The sequence below is a fragment of the Candidatus Bathyarchaeia archaeon genome, assembly GCA_041447175.1.
GTDB lineage: Archaea > Thermoproteota > Bathyarchaeia > Bathyarchaeales > Bathycorpusculaceae > JADGNF01.
The window spans coordinates 557,713-581,226 of the sequence record CP166960.1 but is presented as its reverse complement, the minus strand read 5'-3'; the positions used below and the strand labels follow the sequence as shown (position 1 = coordinate 581,226).

Here is a 23,514-nt window from a genome sequence, read left to right as displayed (position 1 = left end):
TTTTGGTCTATGAACACAATACGTTTCGAATTCGAAAAGGGGGACTTTCTTGTTCATACTTGTCGCTACCTTAATGACTGCTTTAGGGAGAGTTTTAAAACCTCCCAAAATAGAATAAATAGTGGATTATAATCTATATAGTAAGGTTTAAATTTTAAACCAAATTATTAAACTTCATGAATTCTTCGACTTTGAAAGAAAAAGGCTTCACCGAATTCCTATTTCTAAAAGAACTCTCAATGTCCAAACTCCCCAACAATAAAGGGAACGTACTAGCAATCATTGAAAACACACCCTCGGAAAAAAACGCCTCAGACATTCTATACATAGGACGCACAAAAAAACTGTCCAAAAGAATCTTCGGAGGCTACTTAGCCGGATACGGCGGAAAAACCATCACAAAAATCAACACAAAACTACTAAACGAGGGCTACCTAGAAAAGGTTGCAGTAGGATGGATAGCAAGCGACACACCCAAAGCAACACAACAAGAACTCCTTGAAAACTTCAAAAAAGAACACGGCAAATACCCTGAATGGAACGTATCAAAAAAAGCAACAGAGGAAGAACCAACAAAGAAACCCGCCTCAACGCCATCAAAAACAAAACCAACCAAACGCCGCACAACCCACACAGTCAAAAAAGCCACAAAATAAATCCCTGCGCCGCCTGGAGCTATTTCCCTTTAGAATAGTGATTGATCAAATCTAAAGTTGACCAGGGCAAGCAGTCTTTTGGGGAAAAGCCTAACGTCTGAGCATACTTGTGAATTAGCTCGATGTTAGGGGCTTCAATTTCTAAAAATTCAGGAATAAACGAATAATCACCCTTGTAGCAGTCCAAATCAAAATGCACCTCACCCAGCTGGTAACTCACACGGTGCTTCTGCATACTCTCAACCACATGTAAACCAAGGCATTCAAGAATTTTACGAGCATCATCTAAACTGGAAACCTCAACAGAATATTCATGAGCAATTTTGGCGGCCTGATTACTTAAGACATTTTTGAAGGTGAGGACAACTTGATGCCCCTCTCGGCGCAGACGAAGCACATTTTTTGCGTTAGCAATGGAGTTTGTTTCAAAGTCGAAGAAAAGAGTTTCCATTTCATCGTCAAAAACTTTTTTGGCTCCAAGCATAGCCAAAGTTGAACGTACTTGGTTTTGATCGACTTCAAGAATTTTTGCTTCTATCTCGTCCATAACCACTTCACGGTAGCCGATTTAAAGAAGTTATCGCCCTGCCAGCTAAATGGGTTTGGTATTTACAAAGAAAACGGAGATTAAGCTTTCACGAGAGCTTTGACCGTCACGAGGTAGCCTTTTTTGGTTATTTGGTGGCTTAACTCGCATCGTGGACAGAAAACCACTTCATAGTTTTCAAAGTTTTCAGGGTGAACGTTGAATTTGCATTTACATCCGACGCATTCAACAATCATGCGTTGTTCACTTCGACTTCTCCTTAGCAGTTCGATTTTAAGAGGAAAAATGGAATTTTCAAATTGCCTTTGGAGGCAGTTTCAAAATTCAAGTATTCAAGGCTAAGATGTTTTCCTTTTTTGACGGTTTTGAAATCGTTTCCACAAATCGGGCAAGAGACAAGTTCGTTTTCCCCTATGGGGTCGAACTCAAAGTCGCTTTTACATGCGGGACATTTGAAAGCTATAGTTGCTTCCATTTCTTCACTTCCTTCTTTCTCACAACCATATAGAAGGTGGTACCAATTAAGAAATGCCCCCGTAGTTTCTGTTAACTATATAGTTCCGAAGAACAAACAAAAAAGGTTAACACATACGAAGAAAATAAAACAAAAATTGGTTAACGAAAAATATTGAACGAATTTTCAGCGTTTAGCTGAGAATGGAGTATAAACCGGTCCCAGCTTCTGTTCCCGCTTAATCATCACTTGCTCGCGCGGATTTAGAAGCTCTTGAAGTTGCCCCCACTTACCTAGGAAAATCCTACCTTTCTCGGTCGTCACGTAACGGTTCAAATCAGGCAGATGCTCAACAAAGCTCAAGTCAAGAAGTTGCATTAGACAGTCTTGGAGAGTACCATGCGACAAGTTCGCTTTGTGCATTATGCGGCTTTTTGTCTGGGGGGATTTACAGGTCTGAAGGATTTCGGTTAAAACTTGTAGTCGGTTCCTTTTTATCGCTAATGCTTGCATATCAATCGTCTCTTTTCAGTTTTTAGATTTGCTTGTGTTCGAACGAAACTCAGTAGGTCATCCACATTCTGTCGCTTGGATCCTGCATGTGTGGAGGCGTCCTCTGTTAACTCTCGTTCCATGACAATCGCCATAAAAGGGTTATGTTAGAGATGCTTATGTGCAGTTTCCTGATAATATATTGAGAACTCAGTACACTATATAGTATCGATATCTTTTACCTAAAAAACAGTTTTTTCCATTGGGGTAGACGTAAATCAACGTTAATTTCCTAAAGAAAACGTGTTTTAAGCGGAACAGAGGTTGTAAGGTAAAAATATGTTAGATCGTGAGAAATTAGCTGCGTAGAAAGCAGAAGTCTATGGCTGTTACCGAATAATTGCCATTAACCAAGGCAGTTTCGTAAGGGGGACAGTTGGTCTCAGTTCTTGCTGTTTGAGGTGGATGTTTGCAGCACCGTTTTTGTTTGCATTCACAGGTTTGGGACAACATTTAGTTCACCTAAGGATATTCAACTTGGGCCGAACTTAGGTGTATGCGCCATATTCTATAGAGTTAGACGTAGAACTCAATATAGGGTTCGGGCGGAAGTTTTGATTATTTGGGAGCTTTTTTGGAATAATGCTTATAAGCACAAAAACACATAATTTACGAGTGCTCGTAAAAGTTACGAGCAATCGCAACCATCAACGGTGCAACAAATGGAAACCGCACTCTCCCCCGAAGCCGAAGACTACATCGAAACAATCTACAAACTTCAAAAAAGAAACGGAGTAGCAAAAACCAAAGAGTTAGCCCAAACAATGCATGTCGTGCCAGGCTCCATAACAAACACCATCGAACACTTGGAAAGCCACGGATTAGTAATGCATGAACCTTACCGAGGCGTCAAGTTAACTCGTGAAGGCGAAAAAATTGCCTTGGACGTAATACGGAGACATAGACTGGCTGAATGCTTGCTTACCGACGTCTTGAAAGCGGAATGGACCAACGTCCACGAAGAAGCCTGTAAACTTGAACATGCCCTAACCAAAAACGTAGCTAACCTGGTAGATAAGAAACTAGGCTACCCTAAATGTTGCCCTCACGGAAACCCCATCCCAACAGAAAACGGCGAGGTCAAAGAGCACCCATGCGTCGCTTTAACAGAAGCAAATGTGGGCGAGAGTTACTATGTTTGCAGCATAATTGATGAAGAACACAAGAATCTTCAGCAGTTAGCTAAGGCGAAAATTAAGCCAAAAACACAAGTGCAAGTCATGGAACAAAACACGGAACAGATTGTCCTAAGCGTGGAAGGAGAAAAAAGTGTCCTAAGCCGAAGACTTGCAGCCAATGTCTTGCTAATTAAAAATAAGGAGGACTACCGATGTGGTTAAGACGAAAAAGTAACACGCCTTTGGGAAACGATAACGGATATGTCCCTTTAACTTGCTTACCTGAAGGTACAAAAGCAGTCGTCACTCACACTTCAGGAGGTTTAGGAGTGGTGCGCAGACTCTCCGAAATGGGACTGACCCCCGGATGCGAAATCACTCTGAAACGCAAATGCAGCTTCCGCGGACCAATAGAAATCGAAGTCAGAGGCGTAGCTTTAGCCTTAGGCTATGGCTTGTCCGCACAGATTCTCGTGCAGCCTTTAGAAGGCAAACCTAATTGACTCCAAGCTACGCAAAAAAGACGCCTTCGCGTCACCCCAACAGAGACGTCAATATACAAGCTAATCCAAAAAAAACAGCCAAAGAACTTCGAATAGCCCTAGCGGGAAACGCGAACGTCGGCAAAAGCGCGATATTTAACCAACTCACAGGTTTGAACCAAGTCACTGGAAACTGGCCGGGCAAAACCGTGGAACGCGCTGAAGGCACCCTTTTTTTTGAAGGTTACAGCATTCGCGTAATTGATTTACCGGGCACATACTCACTGTCAGCGTACTCCATGGAAGAAATAGTTTCACGAGATTATTTAGCGGTGGAAAAACCTGACATTATAGTAAACGTTGTTGATGCATCGGCGTTAGAGCGGAACTTGTATCTAACCCTTCAACTTATCGAACTCCATCTGCCCATGGTGATGGCGCTCAATCAAGTGGATTTTGCAGCTAAAAAAGGATTAAATATTGATACAAAAAAATTGTCTGAAACATTGGGCATTGAAGTCGTGCCAACCGTTGCGGTTACTGGTTCGGGCATCAGCGAACTGCTGGACACCGTGGTAAAGCAAGCCACCAAAGAAAAGAAAACAGTACCAAACGAAGTCAGCTACGGCAAAGAAATTGAGGAACATATCCAAGCCGTCGAAAACCTTGTTGTTTCTAAACTTCCCCAATTAAGTTCCATTTACCCATCCCGATGGCTCGCCATTAAGTTGCTTGAGAAAGACGCCGACATAATCGCGAAAGTAGCTGCTCTCCCTGAAGGGCAAGAACAGCTGAAGTTGGTTGATGAAATAACCGCCGAATTGGAAACTGTGCATGGAGAAACGCCACCCGTAATTATGGCTGCTGAAAGATACGCGTTGTCAAGCAAAATTGCCAAGGATATCGTTACCATTGTGACTTCGCCCCGCATCAGCTTAGAGCAAAAGCTCGCCACTATAACAACCCACAAAGTTTTTGGATACTTAATTTTGGTGGGTGTTGTTGTGGCGATCTTCGCAGTCATCTTTGAGGGGGGAAACCTGCTTTCAGGCGTACTTGACACTGGGCTTAGCTGGTTATCCGAAAACACCTCCAACCTGCTGAGCACAGTTTTGCCACCGCAAGCGGTAGACTTAATTGTTAACGGTGTCATAGGCGGCATCGCTGCAGGCATAACCATCGCGTTGCCCTACATCGTTCCGTTCTACATCATTTTGGCTCTGCTGGAAGATAGCGGTTACTTGCCTCGTGCAGCCTTCTTAATGGATAATGTCATGCACAAAATTGGCTTGCACGGCAAAGCGTTCATACCTTTGATACTGGGTTATGGATGTACGGTTCCCGCATGCATCGGATGCCGAATTATGGAAACCAAACGTGAACGGTTCCTCACGGCATTTGTAGTCATGCTGATTCCCTGCGCTGCACGCACAGTTGTCATTTTGGGGTTAGTTGGCAGATATGTTGGGTTACCTGCAGTTATTGGAATATACCTGTTTGATTTGATTCTGGTGTTTGGGATGGGTCGAATCGCCTTCAAAGTCCTACCAGGAGAACCCGTCGGGTTAATTATGGAAATGCCCAACTACAAGAAACCCTCCGCTAAAACGGTAATTCTTAAAACGTGGAGCCGAACCAAAGACTTCGTCTACGTAGCCTTCCCGATAATCATAGTTGGAAGCCTTATCGTGGAAGCCTTTGCATTGTCGGGGTTGATGCCATACTTTGTGGCAGGCGCAGACCCCATCATGACCGTCTGGCTGGGACTTCCGGCAATCGTAGCAATTCCACTACTGTTTGGCATACTGCGCAAAGAACTCACACTGGTTCTGCTATCAACAACATTAGCTTCAGTAGGACTCGCAATCACATCACTTAGTGCTGTTCAAATGATTGTCTTTGCCTTAGTAGTTATGATATACATTCCATGCTTAGCAACAATTGCAGCCTGCAAAAGAGAGTTCGGATGGCAAAAAGCGTTAGGTATTGCAGCCATCGACATTGCACTAGCGCTGCTGGTAGGCGGATTAGCATTCAGGGTTCTAAGCTTATTCATGTAACCCACATTTTTCTCGCACCCAAAGACCTTTTGCCAGATTAGACGCTGCCAGGTGTATTTGTGACCAACATGCATACGACAAAGTTTATAGGTTGTTCAAGCGGAACCACTCCCCAATTGTGATGATTCTCATGAAAAAAGACTTAAGAGTACTAATAATTGGACTTGGTGAAATCGGTTACAGTAATGCGGAGTATTTGGCGCAGAAGGGCATACTTGCTGATGGTTATGACATAAATCAGGCGACTGCTCAAAGGGCAATTGATAATGGAATAATTGACCAGAAAGCGGGCACGTTTGAGGGGTATGACTACTATATGGTTTGTGTTTCTACTCATAACCCTCGGAACATGTTTGTGCCGTTTTTTGATGGGATTTTGGGGACTGCTCAGAGGTTAGCCCAAGAAGGTAAAGAGGGTGCGTTAGTGACAATTGAGAGCACCATACCCAAGGGCATAAGCCAGAAAATTTGCAGTATCCTAAGTCATAGACTTCACGTTGCTCATGTTCCTCACCGTTATTATGGTCCTGAAAAAGATGAGCATGGCGTAAATCAGCTGCGTGTTTTGGCGGGATGTAACCTTTGCTGCACCAGAGAAGCACAAATTTTTTACAACGAATTCTTAGGCATACCCACCCACACGGTATCGTCTACAGAAATTGCAGAGCTCACAAAAGTCATTGAAAACACCCACCGATTTGTCGAGATAGCCTTCGCGGAAGAGCTAAAAATGTTCTGTGACTCGCAGGGACTGGCTTTTGAGGAGCTCCGAGCTGCGGTAAACTCGAAGTGGAACGAAAACATTTTGGAAGCAAAACAAGGAATTGGTGGACACTGCCTACCGAAGGACACCCGCATGTATTATGAGCTTTCACGGCAGGTTTTTCCCGCTTCCATAGTCAACGCCGCCATTCAATCAAACTCAACATACGAACAGCACTGCAAAAAAACCCAACAGGTTACAGTAGCAGTCGACGAGCCACTTGGGATAGAGGCTCGCACAACCGCTTGATTGTTTAGAAGGGGAATCTTTTGAACATTAAACTTGCAGCTACTTTAGTTACAACCATAGTCATCGCGGTGGGCTTTGTACTAATAAGCCCACTCTATTTTCACCCCGCAGGCTTCAATGGGAAACAGGAGATTATGCTCAGCTTCAGCGTAACCCACCCAGATAACAGTGTGGAATGGTGCAAAAACCTCTCATCCATATTAGACCAATACAATCTGTCGGCAACAGTGTTCATTGTTGGCCAGGTAGCTGAAGAGAACCCACAGACTGTCGCAGTCTTTGGTGACAAAGTCGACATTGGCAGCCTCACATACAGCAACGTCAACCTAACCAACATCTATGACTACTCCCTTAAACTGCAAGAAGTTGCCAAGGGCAAAGAGGCAGTTGACCAAGCAGGCAACCTTGACTCGAAGTCATTCCAAGCTCCAGCTCAAGCAACCGACGAAGACATCTACTCGCTGCTTAGCCGCAGTGGCATACTCGCTGACTTTTCCTATAACAGCCAGTACAACGTCTACCAAAACGACCAATTCATAAAATTTGAAGCCACAACCGTTCAAGCCCAATCTTCTCAGCCAGAAACAATTCTGAATCGAGCCTCAACAAATCAGCCGCTAATAATCCAGTTTGATGACACTTGCCCATCCACCTACATAGCTGTCTATATCGAATCGTTGGTTACGGGCGATTTTGAATTTGTGAATGCTTCTGAACTGACGGGACTGGCTCTTACTGTACGAGGCATTTAGGCATGACATGTACCGAAGAAGTGCCTCAGGTAGAACTTGAGTTAAACGTTGAGCAAGATGATTTGTTTAGTCACAGCAAGCAACGTATCTCAAAAACAGGGCGAATACAGGTTAGCAACCGAGCATGGGTTATCCGCAGTTTGATGCTTGTGGGTCTTGTTGGCTTCATGATTTACAATGTGGACATAGCTTTGTCGATTGGTGACCCCCTCATTGTGTATTCGACGCTTATGCCGATACATGCGATACTGCTGCTCGTAATAGGTTGGGTGTTTTACAAGCATAAACCATCAAAAGAACCGCCCGATGATTTAGTTTCGGTAATAATTCCAATCTATAATCAAGAAAACCTAATCGAGAAGGTAATCAACGCAATATACGGTTCCACGTACACAAATTTAGAGGTAATAGCAGTCAACGATGGCAGCAAAGACAACACCGCAGAAGTCTTAGATAATCTGGCAGCAAAAAACCCTTCCCTAAGAGTTATCCATAAACCGAACGGGGGCAAACGAACCGCTGTGGCAGCAGGATTTCACGCGTCTAAAGCAGACTTCATAGTTCTCATCGATTCAGACAGCATAGTGGACAAGTATGCAATCGAAGAATTCATGAAAACCTTCCAGGCAAACCCCAAAGTCGGAGGATTAGTCGGCAACGGCAAAGTCTTAAATGCCAGCAAAAACCTGCTTACCAAATGCCAAGACGTATGGTATGACTACTCATTCAATATCGGCAAAACATGCGAAAGCGTTTTTGGCACTGTTCTCTGCCTTTCCGGATGTTTGGCTGCGTACAGACGAGAAGCGATCAGTCAATTCATAACGTTCTGGGCTAACGACTCAGCCCAATACGGTGATGACAGAAACTTAACAACCTATGCTATTGCACCGCCGTGGGCAAAAGGGCAGTTGGCACCCGTTAGAAAGAAGCTGCTCATATCAATGGCTAGTTATGATGACGCTGAAGACCGCGGATTAACGTCACATGCGATGATGACATGGAGAACCGCGTATGTTCCCACCGCTGTAGTGCATACGGATGTACCCGAAAAACCTCGTCAATACATTAGGCAGCAGATAAGATGGAAGAAGGGTTACTTACGTTCAACATTCTTTGTTAGCGCATTCTTCTGGCGTAAAAATCCTATAATGGCAATGTTGTTCTACTTGGAATTTATGTCCACGTTCATTGCCCCAGCGATTATCGTATCAATCTTCATTTACGGCCCGTTGGTTCTGCATTCTTACTGGTACCCCTTCATCTTCGTTGCCTCACAACTACTTATCGGCTTATTCAACGGAGTGGACTACAAATTCAGAGACCCCACCGCAAAACATTGGGTATATAAGCCAGTCATGAACCTCATTTCCGCGCTTATACTCCCATGGGTACTGTTTCCAGCCGTATTGAGCCTCAAAAAGAACAAATGGCTAACCAGATAAACACAAATCTACACTTTTTCTTGCTAAAAATTAAGTCAAAATCACCTCTCGACCAAGTACAAAACAACCCAACCCCTTTTTCATAATAAACATGGAGAAAACAAGAAGGGGGCAATTAGTTTTCGCCCTCACCCAAAGAAGGTAGGTAACCTCGAAGTTTAATAGACAACTTTGCAATACCTATTGTAGGGGAACTCTGCTTTTGAAAAACCTTAAAAGAATCTTGGTTATCGGCGAAAGAAGCATTTTTGACAAACTTTTCCAAATCGTTGACACAGCAGCTAAAGCCAACATCATTGTCAAAAAAATGTTCAAGTCCGGCTACAACAACCCAGAACTTAACGCTGACATGCAGGCGGTACGGAACTTGGAGAGGCAAGCTGACGAAATCGCCTTTCAACTAAGCGAGCAAATCACAGGCGGAGCCATCAGCCCAAACCTCATTGATAACCTCCTACGCAGCGTCCACGTAGCCGACGACATAGTAGACCTATACTATTATCTAAGCCGAGAATTAGGACGAATGTCCAAAGCAAAAATGGAAGACAATAAAACGTCGCCACAAGCAGAGTGGGCGTCAGTTTACCAAAAACTGTTTGAACTTGCCGACCAATCGCTAAACAAACTCAAACAGGCACTCTCCACGGATAACATTGAAGAAATTTTGCGTCTGGGTAAAGAAGTTGAAGCAATAGAAGAGGAAGGCGACGACATCAAAGACGCAAGTTTTGACGAACTGTACGCGGCGGCTCCGAAGATGCATTTTCTGCAGTTTTACCACTACAGCGGACTGCTGCATAAAACAGATGATATCTTGGATTGCTGCGAAGACCTCTCGGACCTTATCATTTCAGTTGTTACTTCAATCTTTAAGTGAGAACTCAAATGTTGCTCTCAATTGCCCTTGTGGCATTAACCTTTCTGGCGGTTATGCTGGTTTCAGGCAATAACCTGTCGGCATGCGTAGGACCAGCAGTAGGTTCCCGAATCATAACCAAACGCTTTGGTATGTTTCTGGGGGCAGCAGGGTTTGCAGTTGGGCTTTTGGCGCAAGGTTCAGCTATGGCGCAATCAGTGGGGGTGTTGTTTCCTGAAGCTTCGGCAGTCTTGCGGCTGGAGGCTTTGCTTGTTTCGATTTTAGTTTTTGTTGTAGCATCAGTAATGCGCGTGCCGATGTCGTTGAATATGTCATTGGTTGGTCTGCTTGCTGGATTCTCAGTCGCGGGCAATGCAGGCTTAAGCGGCAACTATATGCTTCTGGTGTCTTTCACTTGGGTTTTTGCCCCAGTAGCCGCATTCGTTTTTGCCTACTTCTTGATCCGAAGCCTGACCCGCAGCTGGCCAAGAAATTTCTGGCGTCGACTACAAGCATACAAAGTACTGCTAATTGTGCTGTCGTTTACTTCGGCTTACGTCTTGGGCGCCAACACACTTGGATTAATTGTTGCCACAGGAGGCTTTGATGCATTCACGGTTTTGGCGGCGGTTGGAGGGATATTTGCAGGTTCGTTTCTTTTGGGCGAAGGCGCGATAAGTAGAATCTCGGAGGAATTCTTTTCAATGCGGTACGCAAACGCAGAAGCAACCTTGATAGCATCCACCATTTTAGTGGAGGCAGCTACAATTTTCAATATTCCCCTATCCAATACACAAACAACCACCGCAGCAGTTTTTGGAACGGGATTTGCCTACAAAACAAGGTTTGTTTCACTTAAGCCCTTTTTGATTATACTGTTGGGGTGGGTTGCCGCGCCTCTGCTAAGTTTTCTTGTGGGCTTACTTTTAGGTTAGTCATCCATGATTTCAGTCATGGGTTCACCACAGCACCAAGGTGCCTTCTCCACGTTCCGTTTGACATCACCAGTGCAGCTTAACTCGTATTGGGTGCGCACTTTTCGGTTACACTTGAAACACTGAAAAAGCGGCATACTAATCGCTTCTATCGGGTGAGTTCAGCGTCTGCACAAAGGAGGTCCACACGTTTGACTCGTGCACGTACATGCTCACCGGTTTTGGCGCCGTTAATGAAAACTGAGTAACCTTTGACTTTGGCTATTCCTTCTCCATTGGGGCTCATTTGAATTATGTCAAACTCGTATTCCTGATCTACCTGCACGGGCAAATCGCTTATGCTTAGGGAACGCTTGTTTTTGGCGTTTCTGGGCGAGCGTTTCTTGGGACTAATGACTCATCAAACCTCTGTCCATACAACCATCACACACTAACATATAACCACAACCCAAAGAAAGAAAGGTTTTAGACATTGCTGCCCATTTCGTGGAACACAAAAAAGCAAAGGTGCTATCCGAATTTTCCTCCGATGTATCTTTCTGTCAACACAGTCTGAGGATGCTCAAAAACCTGTTTTGTTTCCCCAAACTCCACAAGCTTACCAACATACATGAATGCTGTGAAGCCAGAAACGCGAGTTGCTTGCTGCAAATTGTGAGTGACAATTATGACAGTATATTTCTTTTTAGCTCAACCACAAGCGATTCAATGCGAGCAGTCGCGGCGGGGTCAAGGGCACTGCAAGGTTCATCCAAAGAATCAATTCAGGTTCAGCCGCCAACGCGCGAGCGATGCAAAGTCGCTGCTGTTGCCCTCCAGAAAGGCTTAAAGCGCTGTCGTTTAGGCGGTCTTTAACTTCATCCCAAAGGGCAGATCCGCGAAGGCTTTGCTCGACGATTTCTCGTAGTTTTTCGCCTTTGGCGGTTTTGTGAATTTTTGGCCCAAACGCTACGTTTTCAAAGATGGATTTTGGGAAGGGGTTGGGTTTTTGGAATACCATGCCAATCCTGCGGCGGAGGTCGTAAACGTTTCCGCTGTTGGCGCCGTAGATGTTTTGTCCGTCAACAAATATATCGCCTGATGTTTTACATCCGTTTATGAGGTCGTTCATGCGGTTGATTGACCGAATAAGCGTTGATTTACCGCATCCTGAAGGACCCATAACGGCGGTTACAGCGTTTTCAGTGATTTCGATGTTGATGTCTTTAAGCACATGATTGTTGCTAAACCATAAGTTGAATCCTTTGGTTTGGACCTTTCCCACAGGTATTCCTCCCTTCAACATGAACTTCCAAATAAGGCCTTGCCAGCAACTTGATTTGGCTGTGTAGGGCTTTTTCGGTCACACACATGTTTTGTTGTCGTTTTGCAAGCAGTAATCGCTATATCGGTTTCGACAATAGTTGTTATAGACTAATTAGTGATCCACAGATTATATAGAAAACCAATTTATTCCAACACTATTTTTCACAGTACACAGCAGGGGCTTTTCCAAGGTGTTACGAAGGCAGGATGAGGAGACAAGGAAAGTGCAGTTCACAGGTAACTCCACCTACACTATTTCGCTCCCAAAAAAGTGGGTAACACACCTTATCCACCAAACAACGGCAAAACATCAAAAGTTTTCGCCCGCCGCATGCTCGTCAGCACAGAAATCGTAACAGATACACCCCACGAGTTAACCTTACAGGTGCTGTTGAGTTACCCTGAATTCTCAATTCAAAGCGCACTCAGAAGAATGAGCATAATCGCAAAAAGAGGTGGAGCGGCTCAAAGCTATTAGGGGTAAAGTTAGTTTTGTGAAGAATGAAAGGGAGAATCTAAATACGCGGGCAACCGAAACAGACGAGGTACTTCCAGGAGAAGAAGACAGACAGGAAGAAGCAAGCACAGAACAAGAAAGCAAAGAAAACTAAGCAAAGGGCGTGTTAGGCCTTTAAACTGAAGGTAACGCCCCATATTTTTGTTGAAACACGCAGTTTAAAAGGAAGCTTAATGTTTTAAAAGTTTAATTCTAAGTTGAAATCAGTAAAGCCTTGTAAAAAATTGGAACAAACTGTTATGTTAGGGTATTGACAGACAAAAGTTTTGCTCTTTTTTCACATGTGAATGAATGGGCTTTGACGTTTCCCTGAATTTCAGGATTGTGGCGTTCTCCTTGCTCCTCCAGTAAAAAGCAAAGTGCTTTCTTAGGAGGTGATCCGGCCGCAGGTTCCCCTACGGCCACCTTGTTACGACTTTTCCCCCCTCACGAAACTCAGATTCGACGCCGCCAAGAAGACGACGCCTCACCCAAAAGTCGCTCGGGTGGAACGACGGGCGGTGTGTGCAAGGAGCAGGGACGTATTCACCGCGCGCTGATGACACGCGATTACTAGGGATTCCATGTTCACGAGGGCGAGTTACAGCCCTCGATCCCAACTACGGCAGGTTTTCGAGATTGCCTCCCCCTTTCGAGGTTGGAACCCATTGTACCTGCCATTGCAGCTCGCGTGTGGCCCGGGAGATTCGGGGCATACTGACCTGCCGTGGCCCGCTCCCTCCTCCACTTTATCAGTGGCGGTCTCCTCAGTGTGCCCAGCGCAAAACTGGTAGCAACAGAGGACGCGGGTCTCGATCGTTGCCTGACTTAACAGGACACCTCACGGCACGAACTGGCGACGGCCATGCACCTCCTCTCAGCTCGTCTAGCAAGACCTTTAATCTGGCCTTCACTCTGCTGTCGCTCCCGGTGAGATTTCCGGCGTTGACTCCAATTAAACCGCAAGCTTCACCCCTTGTGGTGCTCCCCCGCCAATTCCTTTAAGTTTCAATCTTGCGATCGTACTCCCCAGGCGGCAGACTTAACAGCTTCCCTGCGGCACTAGAACGGCACGTGGCCGTCCAAACACCTAGTCTGCATCGTTTACAGCTGGGACTACCCGGGTATCTAATCCGGTTCGCTCCCCCAGCTTTCATCCCTCACCGTCGGGCGCGTTCTAGCAGACAGCCTTCGCCACTGGTGGTCTTCCCGGGATTATAGGATTTCACCCCTACCCCGAGAATACCGTCTGCCTCTCTCGTCCCCTAGCCGAACAGTATCCCCCGCACGCCAACGATTAAATCGGTGGATTTAACAGGGGACTTGTTCAGCCAGCTACGGATGCTTTAGGCCCAATAAACGTCCACACCACTCGGAGAGCTGGTATTACCGCGGCGGCTGACACCAGACTTGCCCTCTCCTTATTCCCCCAGCTGTCTAGACTGGGTAAAAGCCAACCTCAGCGGTCGGCACTCGGGATGACCCTGTCACACTTGCGTGTATTGCAAAGGTTTCGCGACTGCTGCGCCCCGTAGGACCTGGGCCCTTGTCTCAGTACCCATCTCCGGGCTCCCGCTCTCACGGCCCGCACCGGTAATAGGCTTGGTGGGCCATTACCTCACCAACAACCTGATCGGACGCGGCCCCATCCTTGGGCGGCACCTAGAAGCATGCTCCAGATGTCTTTTCGGGTGGAAACTCATTCCAGAGTTTTCCACCTATTGGGAATTAGCCCCAGTTTCCCGGGGGTGTTCCTATCCCAAGGGCAGGTTAGCCACGTGTTACTGAGCTGTACGCCGCTCCTCCCACATGGCTGGGAGGCGCTCGACTAGCATGTCTTAGTCTCATCCCGATAGCAGTGGGGTCCGGCAGGATCAACCGGAGTTACGCACCTCAATGCGACTCCGCTGAACTGTCGGTTGCTATGGTTTATTATGTGTACGTTTTTCGCTAATTGCCTTTAACTTTTTACTGGATTTGGAGGGAGATCTACTCCACAAACGTCAAAGCCCAATTCAGACCTAACTGAGCAATTAGTCAGGTCTACATGTGTGTCCCCGCAATTGGAGGCCAACTCCCGCATCCCTGCAAGGCGTATTCGCCGGTTCGGTTGGGGTTGAGCCGCCGCCATATGTTGATATTGCGGGGCAGCTGATTTAGCTGACTTTACCATGATGCACATTCAGCACATATAAACATTTTGTTAGGCGAAGAAATAAATGTTGCTTAATCGCGGGTTGTGGATTGTGAGTTGTTTCTTTTGCTGTTTTGTGTAGTTTTTCGCTGATTCACAAGCGCACAGTTGCATACTTTAAGTACATTGGCGTCAAGAGAGAAGTTTGAAAGGGCACCAATTAGCGTAATCAGATGCGAATTTGCGCCTTTTTTGCTAACGCCCGCGGTTGCGTGTGCTAAAGTCTCTGCCAGCAGGGCACCACACCGTTCAAGCCCACCCCTATATTCTACGTCTTTCTGCTTTCAAGTGTATGGCTCAAAATTTCCCGATAGACCCCTCTATAGGTTCTGCATAGATATGTTATTAGCATCCAAATAGGTCCATGGCGGCAGACGCGGTGTGGGACAGCAGCTTTGGGGTTCACAAAAGTATGCAGACTAATGACCTGAGACGGCCCCAACGAAAAAGGCTGAGGTGAAAGCTGAAAATTAAAAGGGTAGAAGTGTTGCCAGCTTTCCCGGGTTCTCGCGGCCGAAGACCGCAATACAGCAGGGAACGGAACACGGCTTAACTTCTGAGTTCGGAACGGGATCAGGTGGAACCCGCGCCCAATGGCCGGCAAACAGTTAGCCTAATGTAACAAACACCCAAATTAACCTTCCGCTTCGTGGCACCCATAGAAAAACAAGGATTGATTCATAAACCAGCTTGTAGTTAATCACGAAAAATCTTTATACAAAACATACTTACACAATTGTATGCCCATCCCTGACTACGAAACTGTCATGCTCCCATTTTTAAAGTCTCTGAAGGATAACAAAGAGCACTCGTTGAATGAAGTCAGAGAACAAATTTACAGTGCTTTTAACTTGACTGAAAAGGAGCAAAAAGAACTTTTGCCAAGCGAGTTTGAGCCGATCATAAACAATAGGATAAGATGGGCAAGATTATACTTAGAAAAAGCAGAACTTATAGAAACAACCAGAAGAGGGTTTTATAAAATAACAGAAAGGGGAAACAAAGCATTAAGAACCAAACCCTCCAGAATAAACGTTAATTATCTTAAACGATTTCCTGAATTCGTGAAGTTCGTAAAACCAAAAGAAACAAAAGAGGAGACACAAAAGGAGAACAAACGAAAAGATAAAAACGAACCATTGAACCCAATTGAAAAACTTGAAGAAGCCCATCAGAGAATAAAAACTGAGTTAATTGAAGAACTGCTTAAAGAAATCGTTAAAGTGTCTCCGCGTTTTTTTGAAAATATAATTGTTGAACTTTTATTAAAAATGGGGTATGGCGGTTCAAGAAAAGATGCGGGAAGGGCAATAGGTCAAAGCGGCGATCAAGGCATCGATGGAATAATAAAGGAAGACCGGTTAGGACTTGACAAAATCTTCCTTCAAGCCAAAAGATGGACTGCAACCGTGGGAAGCCCAGAAATACACAGATTTGTCGGAGCATTAAAAGGGCAAGGTGCAAACAAAGGCATTTTTATAACCACATCCAATTATTCGAAAGAAGCAATTACTTATACAGAAAAAATAGACTCACCAAAAATAGTCTTAATAGACGGACAAAAACTGGCAGAATTAATGATTGAGTTTAATATCGGTGTCTCAGAAGTAACAAGTTATGAAGTTAAAAAAATTGATTTAGACTACTTTGCAGAAGAATAAGAAGAAAATTGCAAACTTGGGTATACGTAAACAAGCAAAGTTAAGCAGAAGTTTATTTCTAACACTTCAACCCTTTCACTTAAAGTGTATTGTGTATCCATCTTTTTCAACTAAGAACGTCTTTAGAAAAATGTTGGGTTGATTTTTATTAGGCTGCTTATCATTAAACTCAGCGTAAACACTATAGCGATTATTACAAAGTCTTTTGCCAGTACTTCGCCAAGTTTGTGAAGTTTTTTGGTGTCGGTTTTTTGGTCTTGGAACAGTGTGACGCGTTTTTGTACCAGTCGTAGCGTGATGAACATTGCCAGCCCCAGCAGTGAGGCGTAGTAGACCCAGGCGAGCTGGAAGAGGATGCCCACGAAAACCATCATCGGAAGCATCGCGTACCCCATAACGATGGTTATGAGGAGCCCTTTGCGGAAGCCAAAGATAATCGGCACCGTTCGCGAGCCGCTGTTGAAGTCGGAGGCGAAGTCGGCAAGGTCTTCCCAGAGGCTGTTTATGGCTGTTGTTGCGCCGATAAGCATAGCCAGCGAAACCACGCGCGCCGAAAACACTTCAAAAAACGACGCCACAATGAGGACGGGGACGGCGCCAACGGTGAAGTTGACGAGGGGTTTGTAGGCGGTTTTGCGGAGGCGGAAAGGCGGAACCGAGTAGAGTACGCCAAAGAGCAGCCCTAACGCGACAAAGAGTACCACGTAGGGAATCATGGTTACTGCGCCCAGTGCGAGGGAGATTGCGGTGAAGGCGCCCACGATGAGCAAGCCCATTTTGCCCAGTCGCTTGGTGAATTGTGCACGGTGGGGATCGGAGAGCACATCCAAATCCACGTCACAGACATTGTTTATAGCATCAACCGCACTCCAAATGCAAAAAACCGTCACGCCAAGGTATAATGCTGCGCTCCAGTCAAGGGTTCCGGCGGTGAGGAACACGGTGCCGACGGATATCATGAAAAGCATCAAGCCGCGCTCGACGCTGATGAACTGGGCAAAGCCCTTGGCTTCCCGAAGCATGCCCCCTGAAGCGAGCCGCATGTTACTTAAGCGTTTATGAAACAAAACGGAATTCATTTCATGCGTATTGGTTGCGAATTAAAAGGCAAAAATAAAGCAAAAAAGAAAAAACTGGTCAGTTGCAGTTTGCAAGTTTCCAGAGGGCGTCAGCAAACTCTTGGTCGCCACTCCATTTGTAGTATTTTTGGGCAACTTTGGCGGCAACCATGATGGCGCCGTGGTCAAAGACGCTCAAAAGTGTCGGATTAGTTATCCTGTTGCCTAAGAAGGTTTTGCGCCAAATCCGCACGTTGTACTCCCAGCAGCGGGTGAGAAACTCCCAGCGCATTTTGGTCAGCGAGTCCACTTCGGTGCCCTGCCGGTTCATCAGCAAACAGTCCTCTAACGGAACAAAAAACAACGGCACATAGAACGCATTGAATCCCCGCAAATCATCCATCAAATCCATGGTGTCGGCTACGTCGGCTTCGGTTTCGTCAGGCAACCCCACAATCAAAGTCGCCAACGGATACCAGTCATTATCGTTAAGGATGCCGAAAGCCTGCGTGACGATTTCTTGCCATTGGTCAGGCTTGTAGGGCAACATTTTGCCGCCCATGTATTTCTTCATAAGCCGCCCGCTACCCGTTTCGCTGCCCGGCTCGCCAGTCACGATGGGGTTGCCGGTATGGTTATACCAGCTGTGCTCGATTAGGACTTCAGCGATTTGCCGTATCATGTCTGGCTTGCAAACCACAGGCGCAAGAGACATGTGGCTGGGCTGAATCGCGTGCACGTTGGGAACCGCTGCAACACTGCGCACGAGTTTGATAACGGCTTCCTCGTTGGGCACAAACGTTTTGTCTTTGGCGCCGTAAAGGAACAAATCCTCAGTCACCAACGTTATGTGGGCGCCCTTCTCTCCTTGTTCGCGCGCCGTAACCTCTACTTCTGAAACTATCTTCTCCAGCGGCGTATCCACCTTTTTTAGCACTGTAGGCGTGCAAAATTGACAGTTTCTGCCACAGCCTTTGCTGATTTCCACCGCCCCATGAATCGCCGCATGCCTAATCTCAGGGTACTCCTCGTCAACCTTGCTGGGTGAACGAATCCGCTGCGGCAAAGCCTCGCCCGCAACCGCTTTTTGAAAAGCCTCCAAAACGCCCTCCTGCCCGGGACCCATCACAAGGCAGTCCACGCCATAATCGCGCGTCAAATGTTTCCGCTCCAACTGCCAGCTACCAAAACCGCCCACGATAACTTTGGGTTTGTAACGCAGTATGGCGGGGTGTTTGGCAAGATTTTTGAACTCAACGGCGTTCATGGGTTCTCCGCCGCCGATAAGCGACGAGTAAGTTTTGCTGACATACCCCATGCCTAACGGGTCCATGGACGATATGCCCACGGCTTTGGTTTTAGATCCAATGAATTGGGATAAATCGTTTGGGTGCACCACTGCAACTTCGGATGGAGAAAAGCCGTTTGCTAAAAGCAGCGCCTCCACCTTACGCAACCCGTAGGGGGCAACTTTTGCCTTGCCGTCGCCGTTGCGTTCAATTGGAGGATACAAAAACTTTTGGCATACCCATCGGGGGACGGGCCCGCTTGCGAATCCACCTACAAAAGCAGTGAATTGGCTGTTGCCGTATTCACTCATCTCTGTGGCGGACGCAGTTAACACTATTTTTGTTCCTAGTGTATTGTTCGCCATCCATGTTTCACATCTTCGAGTGAATTACCTTGGTTGTCGCACGGGCTTATTAATAATTATGGTTGAACGTACAACGCAATCCCAACATAAAACAAATGAACAAGTGACTACTTCCATAGCCTTAACTTAGAAAGCCAATAAATAAGGTTTATCTCTGTTCACATACACACATACACAAGAACGTTTCAGGTGCAAAACACCCTTGAGCAACTTATTATCCACAAACATAGCCCAGTTACAGCTCAAAACCCCAACCGCCCTAGCCTCAGGCATACTGGGATACACCGCCGAATCCCTCCAGCTAGCCGCAAAAGGCGGCGCAGGAACCGTCGTCACCAAATCCGTCGGCGTCAACCCCCGCCCAGGCTACCCCAACCCCACCGTCGTCCAAGCCAAAAACGCCCTCATAAACGCCGTCGGACTCCCAAACCCCGGCATAAACCAATACACCGAAGAAATCACCTACTCCAAAACCCTCCTCAAAGTCCCCCTTATCGTAAGCGTTTTCGGCTACACCGCCGAAGAATACGCACTGGTTTCCCAAAAAGCAGCCGACGCCGGAGCCGACGCCGTGGAACTCAACGTTTCCTGCCCCCACGTCAAATACACAGGCTCCGAAATCGGACAAAACCCCAAACTGCTCACTGAAGTCATCTGCAAAGTCAAAGCCGCTACACAAAAACCCGTCATCGTGAAGCTCTCCCCTAACGTTACCGACATCACTGAACTGGCAAAAGCCGCCGAAAAAGCAGGAGCCGACGCCCTAACCGTGGTCAACACCGTCCGCGCCGTAGTCATAGACATAGAAACCCAAACCCCCATTCTAAGCAACGTGCGGGGCGGCATGTCAGGACCAGCCGTCAAACCCATCGCCCTGCGGTGCGTCTACGACGTGTTCGAAGCCGTAAAATTGCCCATTTTCGGATGCGGCGGCATCACCAACTGGAAGGATGCAGTGGAGTTTTTCCTTGCAGGCGCCTCAGCTGTGCAGGTCGGCACCGCCGTAGCCTCAGAGGAGCCAAGCGTGTTTCAAGCCATTAACCGTGGAGTAACCAGTTACCTTAAACGTAAAGGATATCGGAGTGTGAAAGAAATTGTCGGCTTATGCCACCAAGCTTAACACCGTAAGAACCACCCCCATCATAAACGTTAAAGACGAAACCGAAACCGTCAAAACCTACACCTTACAAGACGAACTGTGCGCCAAAGCCAAACCAGGCCAGTTCCTGATGCTCTGGATACCGGGCATCGACGAAATCCCCCTCAGCATTCTTAACGCAGGCAACGGAGAAGTGCAGGTTAGCGTCCGTGCAGTGGGCGACGCCACACGACACCTGCACACCATGAAAACTGGCGATCGACTAGGCGTGCGGGGACCCTTTGGCACCTGCTTTACCGAAACCCGCGGCAGAGCCCTCTTAGTCGGAGGAGGCACAGGCACCGCGCCCTTGCTGTTTTTGGCAAAACGCTTAGCAGCAAAAGCGGAGCGGCTAAGCTTTATTGTGGGCGCTAAAACCAAAAACGAACTCGTATTCCTCAACGAACTGGACGCGTTATGCACCGATGAAAGCGCTATCTCCACCACCGAAGACGGCAGCTACGGGCTTCAATGCCTCGCCACCGACCCCATCGAGAAGCTGGTGGACAGCCAAAAATTCAGCATGATTTACACCTGTGGACCCGAAAAAATGATGCGTAAAATTGTGGACATAGCCGAAAAACGCAAGGTTGCCCTGGAAGCCAGCTTAGAGAGGGTTATGCGGTGCGGCATCGGATTGTGTGGAAGCTGCATGATTGGCAAATACCGCGTCTGCCGCGACGGACCCGTTTTCACGCTGGCACAGCTGAGAGAGATGAAAAACGAGCTGGGCATATCAAGATTGGGGTTTGATGGCAGCCGCATCGAAGTCTAAAATGCCAGACGGACAGCAAGCCACACGTGCTGTATCTTAAGAGGATAAGAAAGGGGGATGGAAGGTTAGAATTCCTCGGAGGGGAACCCGTAACCTCTAAGGTACTCCCTTGCGTAGGTGGGGTCAAAGGAGAGTTCCTTGCTTCTCAGAATCCGCTTATCCAGCCGATCCAACGCAACACGGAAGGTGGGCTCCACGCCAAAGCCTTCAGCGGAAGCGGTGAAGAAGCCGCGGATGCCCTTCACGGTACGCAGTTGTAGGCGGCAGTGGATTAACGGCTGTCCTTTGTGGTTGGTTCCGTGCAGTTTCATGTAAACAAACAAGGTGCCTGACTCCAAAAGTTCCTTGTATTTGCGGGCAAAACTGTCAAATTCGCCCATCATGAAACCCTGCGCGTTTTCGCCAATTATGGCGCCTTTGGATGCGAACTGTATGGTGAGGCGTCGGTCAAGGTCTTCCATCTGGCTGATGGGCTCCAAAAAGTCCAGTTTAGTCACTATACCTACCAGCCGCTCTTTAGCTAAAGTAACAAGGCAATGAACGTTAAAGTTATGCATTTTACTTTCCGCATCTTTCAGCGACGTTTCAGGGGTCACGGTTACAACGGGGCTTGTCATGACACCTTTCGCAGGAATACTAAGAACCTGAATCTTTTCACCTTTAATATCCCCCAAAGTTTGGCGTTGATTAGGCTGGAAGACATTTTCAATGATGTCCTGAGTGCTGATTAAACCAACAACTTTGCCCTCTTCTACTACAGGCACGTGACTGATGTCATGCTCCCGAAATAGGCTCAGAACTGCCCCCACCGAGCGGACAGTATCAATAGAAAAGGGCGCTTTGGTCATAATCTGCTCAACAGGCGTGGTGCCCCACTCTTGAGTTACGGCTCCATGAATAATATCTTCGTCAGTGACAAAACCCAAAAGCCTGTCCTTTTCAAAAACAGGAAGCTGCCGCACGCCGCTTTGTATCATAAGCCGAGCTACCTTACTCAAGGATTGATTAAGCTCCACTTTAGGTGCAGGACGCATCAGGGACTTAACTTTGGTTGTGGCAGGGTCAAGTCTTGCGCGGACAATCCATCTCCGTGAGATAACACCAACATATTTGTCTTTGTCGTCAAGTACGGCTAAAACGGGTGGAGTTTTCTTTTTAAACATCTCCAAACAAGTCGACAACGTTTCGTTTTCATTAACGGTGTAAAACGTTGTTGAATAGACGTCTTCCACAGAAACTGGACTCATCATAACTTAATGCTCCATCTCCGTATTTGGAAAAAGTAGAATTTAAACATTCCAAGCTTTTCTGTTACTGGGGAACTTGTTGTTTCAGGATGTAACAATAAAGCATTATATTCCTGAAAAGGAAAATCACCTATAAGCTACACTCTTGCTTCTATAATACGCTGATTCGGAATACAGAAAAACATATCTTTGTTCCAGAACACCTCACTTAGGTCCCGCGTGGATTGTAAGGGCGTCAGCAAACCATAGTATTAAGGTTAAAGGGAGAAAAAACAAAAAAATGCCAAATCACGGAAACAAAACTTCTGCCCAACAAAAGGAGTTCATGTGACATGGCGGACGCTCCTAAAGAGGCAGTTGAAGAGTTAAAAACCGAATGGAAAAAACTCTGGAAAGAACGCTTTGACGACCGCGTACGCGCCGAAGGCATAGCCGTCGCTGACTATTCATCATTGTTTGTTGACCAAGGCACAATAATCCACGCGACCAGAGATTTCAAGGTTTTAAACTTTAAAGAGATTTTAGAACGCCACCAAATCGAAAACGCTGAACGTTACGTTCAGCCTGACCCTCAGGTTGGTGGATGGAACAAATTTATCAAAAAAGAAATCATAAATCAGAAACCTAAGAAAATAAAACGTGCTGAATCGTACCGCCCCGAAAAGAAAGAAATTCAGCAACCCAAAAAAGGCGGACGGGGCTGGCTCCACAAATAACGTTTTTAGCTTAACCAGCAGTTTTTCCTTTTTCAGGAGGTGTTGACCAAAGTGAATTATAGGGATAAGCTGGACATCATCGCGGATATTCTAACCGCAGCCAGCAAAAACGCCAAACGAACCCAAATTATGTATCAAGCTAACCTGAGTTATCGCGTTTTGATAAAATACTTAGATGAAGTTGTGGCGTCTTCGCTGATTTCGTTTAACCAAGACCAACAACACTACGTGCTCACCGAGAAAGGCAAAGAATTCTTAACAGCCTACAAAAACTACGCTAAAAGCAGCAAATACGCCGAAAAACGCCTTGAAGAAGTCCGAAAAAAGAAAGACGAGCTGGAAGAGCTATGCAAGACCCCTGTGGGTTCAAATTAGGTTTCAGATAACTGCAAGAGGAACTA

The 23,514-nt window shown here is 46.4% G+C and carries 22 protein-coding genes, 2 rRNA genes and 2 pseudogenes; 15 read left to right on the top strand and 11 right to left on the bottom strand.

Annotation, left to right across the window (positions count from 1 at the left end):
- The first annotated feature begins 239 nt into the window (after nt 1-239).
- Complete coding sequence (locus tag ACBZ72_03010) at nt 240-656, top strand: hypothetical protein (GenBank protein ID XES77856.1); 417 nt, start codon at nt 240-242, stop codon at nt 654-656.
- A gap of 19 nt (nt 657-675) precedes the next feature.
- Here ACBZ72_03010 and cyaB read toward each other — a convergent pair whose 3' ends face one another.
- The 3 genes from cyaB to ACBZ72_02995 all read right to left on the bottom strand — a co-directional run bounded on the left by cyaB (nt 676) and on the right by ACBZ72_02995 (nt 2,170).
- Entirely contained in the window at nt 676-1,203 is a 528-nt protein-coding gene (gene cyaB / locus ACBZ72_03005; GenBank protein ID XES77855.1) for a class IV adenylate cyclase, read from the bottom strand.
- 80 nt (nt 1,204-1,283) lie between these two features.
- A complete protein-coding gene (locus ACBZ72_03000; GenBank protein ID XES77854.1) occupies nt 1,284-1,439 on the bottom strand; it encodes a hypothetical protein in 156 nt (51 codons plus the stop codon).
- A gap of 404 nt (nt 1,440-1,843) precedes the next feature.
- Complete coding sequence (locus ACBZ72_02995) at nt 1,844-2,170, bottom strand: winged helix-turn-helix domain-containing protein (GenBank protein ID XES77853.1); 327 nt, start codon at nt 2,168-2,170, stop codon at nt 1,844-1,846.
- A gap of 701 nt (nt 2,171-2,871) precedes the next feature.
- Between ACBZ72_02995 and ACBZ72_02990 the strand changes: the two genes are divergently transcribed.
- The 8 genes from ACBZ72_02990 to ACBZ72_02955 all read left to right on the top strand — a co-directional run bounded on the left by ACBZ72_02990 (nt 2,872) and on the right by ACBZ72_02955 (nt 10,869).
- Complete coding sequence (locus ACBZ72_02990) at nt 2,872-3,549, top strand: metal-dependent transcriptional regulator (GenBank protein XES77852.1); 678 nt, start codon at nt 2,872-2,874, stop codon at nt 3,547-3,549.
- Nucleotides 3,540-3,830 carry a ferrous iron transport protein A gene (locus ACBZ72_02985; GenBank protein XES77851.1) on the top strand — a complete coding sequence of 97 codons (291 nt, stop codon included), beginning with the start codon at nt 3,540-3,542 and terminating at the stop codon, nt 3,828-3,830. Before ACBZ72_02990 ends, ACBZ72_02985 begins: the two co-directional genes overlap by 10 nt.
- Nucleotides 3,827-5,869: a ferrous iron transport protein B gene (gene feoB, locus ACBZ72_02980; protein ID XES77850.1), complete on the top strand. Its 2,043-nt coding sequence runs from the start codon at nt 3,827-3,829 to the stop codon at nt 5,867-5,869. The genes ACBZ72_02985 and feoB overlap by 4 nt, the downstream gene beginning before the upstream one ends.
- 130 nt (nt 5,870-5,999) lie before the next feature.
- The gene (locus ACBZ72_02975; protein ID XES77849.1) at nt 6,000-6,881 is read left to right on the top strand and encodes a potassium transporter TrkA; all 882 of its coding nucleotides are present in this window, start codon (nt 6,000-6,002) and stop codon (nt 6,879-6,881) included.
- 20 nt (nt 6,882-6,901) lie between these two features.
- Entirely contained in the window at nt 6,902-7,633 is a 732-nt protein-coding gene (locus ACBZ72_02970) for a polysaccharide deacetylase family protein (GenBank protein XES77848.1), read from the top strand.
- Nucleotides 7,634-7,635: 2 nt separating this feature from the next.
- Entirely contained in the window at nt 7,636-9,078 is a 1,443-nt protein-coding gene (locus ACBZ72_02965; protein ID XES77847.1) for a glycosyltransferase, read from the top strand.
- A gap of 202 nt (nt 9,079-9,280) precedes the next feature.
- Nucleotides 9,281-9,955, top strand: a complete 675-nt coding sequence (locus ACBZ72_02960) for a DUF47 domain-containing protein (protein ID XES77846.1) — start codon at nt 9,281-9,283, stop codon at nt 9,953-9,955.
- Nucleotides 9,956-9,963: 8 nt separating this feature from the next.
- Nucleotides 9,964-10,869, top strand: coding sequence for an inorganic phosphate transporter (locus ACBZ72_02955; GenBank protein XES77845.1), 906 nt, complete (start codon nt 9,964-9,966; stop codon nt 10,867-10,869).
- 148 nt (nt 10,870-11,017) lie between these two features.
- Here the strand turns inward: ACBZ72_02955 and ACBZ72_02950 are convergent, their stop codons facing one another.
- The 3 genes and pseudogenes from ACBZ72_02950 to ACBZ72_02940 form a co-directional block, all read right to left on the bottom strand.
- Nucleotides 11,018-11,194, bottom strand: coding sequence for a TRAM domain-containing protein (locus tag ACBZ72_02950; protein ID XES77844.1), 177 nt, complete (start codon nt 11,192-11,194; stop codon nt 11,018-11,020).
- A 399-nt stretch (nt 11,195-11,593) separates the two neighbouring features.
- A pseudogene (locus ACBZ72_02945) lies at nt 11,594-11,695 on the bottom strand (ATP-binding cassette domain-containing protein).
- Nucleotides 11,681-12,031: pseudogene (locus ACBZ72_02940) on the bottom strand (phosphate ABC transporter ATP-binding protein). The pseudogenes ACBZ72_02945 and ACBZ72_02940 overlap by 15 nt, the downstream one beginning before the upstream one ends.
- Nucleotides 12,032-12,445: 414 nt before the next feature.
- On the opposite strand from ACBZ72_02940, the gene ACBZ72_02935 reads away from it, so the two are divergent.
- Complete coding sequence (locus ACBZ72_02935) at nt 12,446-12,652, top strand: hypothetical protein (protein XES77843.1); 207 nt, start codon at nt 12,446-12,448, stop codon at nt 12,650-12,652.
- A 408-nt stretch (nt 12,653-13,060) separates the two neighbouring features.
- On the opposite strand, the gene ACBZ72_02930 is transcribed toward ACBZ72_02935, so the two are convergent.
- Both ACBZ72_02930 and rrf read right to left on the bottom strand, forming a co-directional pair.
- Nucleotides 13,061-14,555, bottom strand: a 16S ribosomal RNA gene (locus ACBZ72_02930).
- Between the two features lie 794 nt (nt 14,556-15,349).
- A 5S ribosomal RNA gene (gene rrf / locus ACBZ72_02925) occupies nt 15,350-15,469 on the bottom strand.
- 135 nt (nt 15,470-15,604) lie between these two features.
- Between rrf and ACBZ72_02920 the strand changes: the two genes are divergently transcribed.
- On the top strand, nt 15,605-16,525 hold the full coding sequence (locus ACBZ72_02920) for a restriction endonuclease (GenBank protein XES77842.1): 921 nt from the start codon (nt 15,605-15,607) through the stop codon (nt 16,523-16,525).
- Between the two features lie 122 nt (nt 16,526-16,647).
- Here the strand turns inward: ACBZ72_02920 and ACBZ72_02915 are convergent, their stop codons facing one another.
- Nucleotides 16,648-17,592, bottom strand: coding sequence for a UbiA family prenyltransferase (locus ACBZ72_02915; GenBank protein XES77841.1), 945 nt, complete (start codon nt 17,590-17,592; stop codon nt 16,648-16,650).
- Nucleotides 17,593-17,662: 70 nt separating this feature from the next.
- Entirely contained in the window at nt 17,663-19,237 is a 1,575-nt protein-coding gene (locus ACBZ72_02910; protein ID XES77840.1) for a radical SAM protein, read from the bottom strand.
- A gap of 202 nt (nt 19,238-19,439) precedes the next feature.
- Between ACBZ72_02910 and ACBZ72_02905 the strand changes: the two genes are divergently transcribed.
- Nucleotides 19,440-20,357, top strand: a complete 918-nt coding sequence (locus ACBZ72_02905; GenBank protein ID XES77839.1) for a dihydroorotate dehydrogenase — start codon at nt 19,440-19,442, stop codon at nt 20,355-20,357.
- The gene (locus ACBZ72_02900; protein XES77838.1) at nt 20,332-21,150 is read left to right on the top strand and encodes a dihydroorotate dehydrogenase electron transfer subunit; all 819 of its coding nucleotides are present in this window, start codon (nt 20,332-20,334) and stop codon (nt 21,148-21,150) included. Before ACBZ72_02905 ends, ACBZ72_02900 begins: the two co-directional genes overlap by 26 nt.
- A gap of 65 nt (nt 21,151-21,215) precedes the next feature.
- Here ACBZ72_02900 and ACBZ72_02895 read toward each other — a convergent pair whose 3' ends face one another.
- Nucleotides 21,216-22,400: a CBS domain-containing protein gene (locus ACBZ72_02895; GenBank protein ID XES77837.1), complete on the bottom strand. Its 1,185-nt coding sequence runs from the start codon at nt 22,398-22,400 to the stop codon at nt 21,216-21,218.
- Between the two features lie 329 nt (nt 22,401-22,729).
- On the opposite strand from ACBZ72_02895, the gene ACBZ72_02890 reads away from it, so the two are divergent.
- Together ACBZ72_02890 and ACBZ72_02885 are read left to right on the top strand one after the other, a co-directional pair.
- Nucleotides 22,730-23,113 carry a hypothetical protein gene (locus tag ACBZ72_02890; protein ID XES77836.1) on the top strand — a complete coding sequence of 128 codons (384 nt, stop codon included), beginning with the start codon at nt 22,730-22,732 and terminating at the stop codon, nt 23,111-23,113.
- Between the two features lie 51 nt (nt 23,114-23,164).
- Nucleotides 23,165-23,488 (top strand): winged helix-turn-helix domain-containing protein, encoded by a 324-nt coding sequence (locus ACBZ72_02885; protein XES77835.1) that lies wholly within the window; start codon nt 23,165-23,167, stop codon nt 23,486-23,488.
- Nucleotides 23,489-23,514 lie beyond the last annotated feature (26 nt).

Coding starts and splice junctions, on each gene's coding strand:
- ACBZ72_02975 (XES77849.1), top strand. CDS start 6,000: ATGAAAAAAGACTTAAGAGTACTAATAATTGGACTTGGTGAAATCGGT.
- ACBZ72_03000 (XES77854.1), bottom strand. CDS start 1,439: ATGATTGTTGAATGCGTCGGATGTAAATGCAAATTCAACGTTCACCCT.
- ACBZ72_02985 (XES77851.1), top strand. CDS start 3,540: ATGTGGTTAAGACGAAAAAGTAACACGCCTTTGGGAAACGATAACGGA.
- ACBZ72_02990 (XES77852.1), top strand. CDS start 2,872: ATGGAAACCGCACTCTCCCCCGAAGCCGAAGACTACATCGAAACAATC.
- ACBZ72_02910 (XES77840.1), bottom strand. CDS start 19,237: ATGGCGAACAATACACTAGGAACAAAAATAGTGTTAACTGCGTCCGCC.
- ACBZ72_02995 (XES77853.1), bottom strand. CDS start 2,170: ATGCAAGCATTAGCGATAAAAAGGAACCGACTACAAGTTTTAACCGAA.
- ACBZ72_02955 (XES77845.1), top strand. CDS start 9,964: ATGTTGCTCTCAATTGCCCTTGTGGCATTAACCTTTCTGGCGGTTATG.
- ACBZ72_03010 (XES77856.1), top strand. CDS start 240: ATGTCCAAACTCCCCAACAATAAAGGGAACGTACTAGCAATCATTGAA.
- ACBZ72_02890 (XES77836.1), top strand. CDS start 22,730: ATGGCGGACGCTCCTAAAGAGGCAGTTGAAGAGTTAAAAACCGAATGG.
- cyaB (XES77855.1), bottom strand. CDS start 1,203: ATGGACGAGATAGAAGCAAAAATTCTTGAAGTCGATCAAAACCAAGTA.
- ACBZ72_02920 (XES77842.1), top strand. CDS start 15,605: ATGCCCATCCCTGACTACGAAACTGTCATGCTCCCATTTTTAAAGTCT.
- ACBZ72_02895 (XES77837.1), bottom strand. CDS start 22,400: ATGATGAGTCCAGTTTCTGTGGAAGACGTCTATTCAACAACGTTTTAC.
- ACBZ72_02965 (XES77847.1), top strand. CDS start 7,636: ATGACATGTACCGAAGAAGTGCCTCAGGTAGAACTTGAGTTAAACGTT.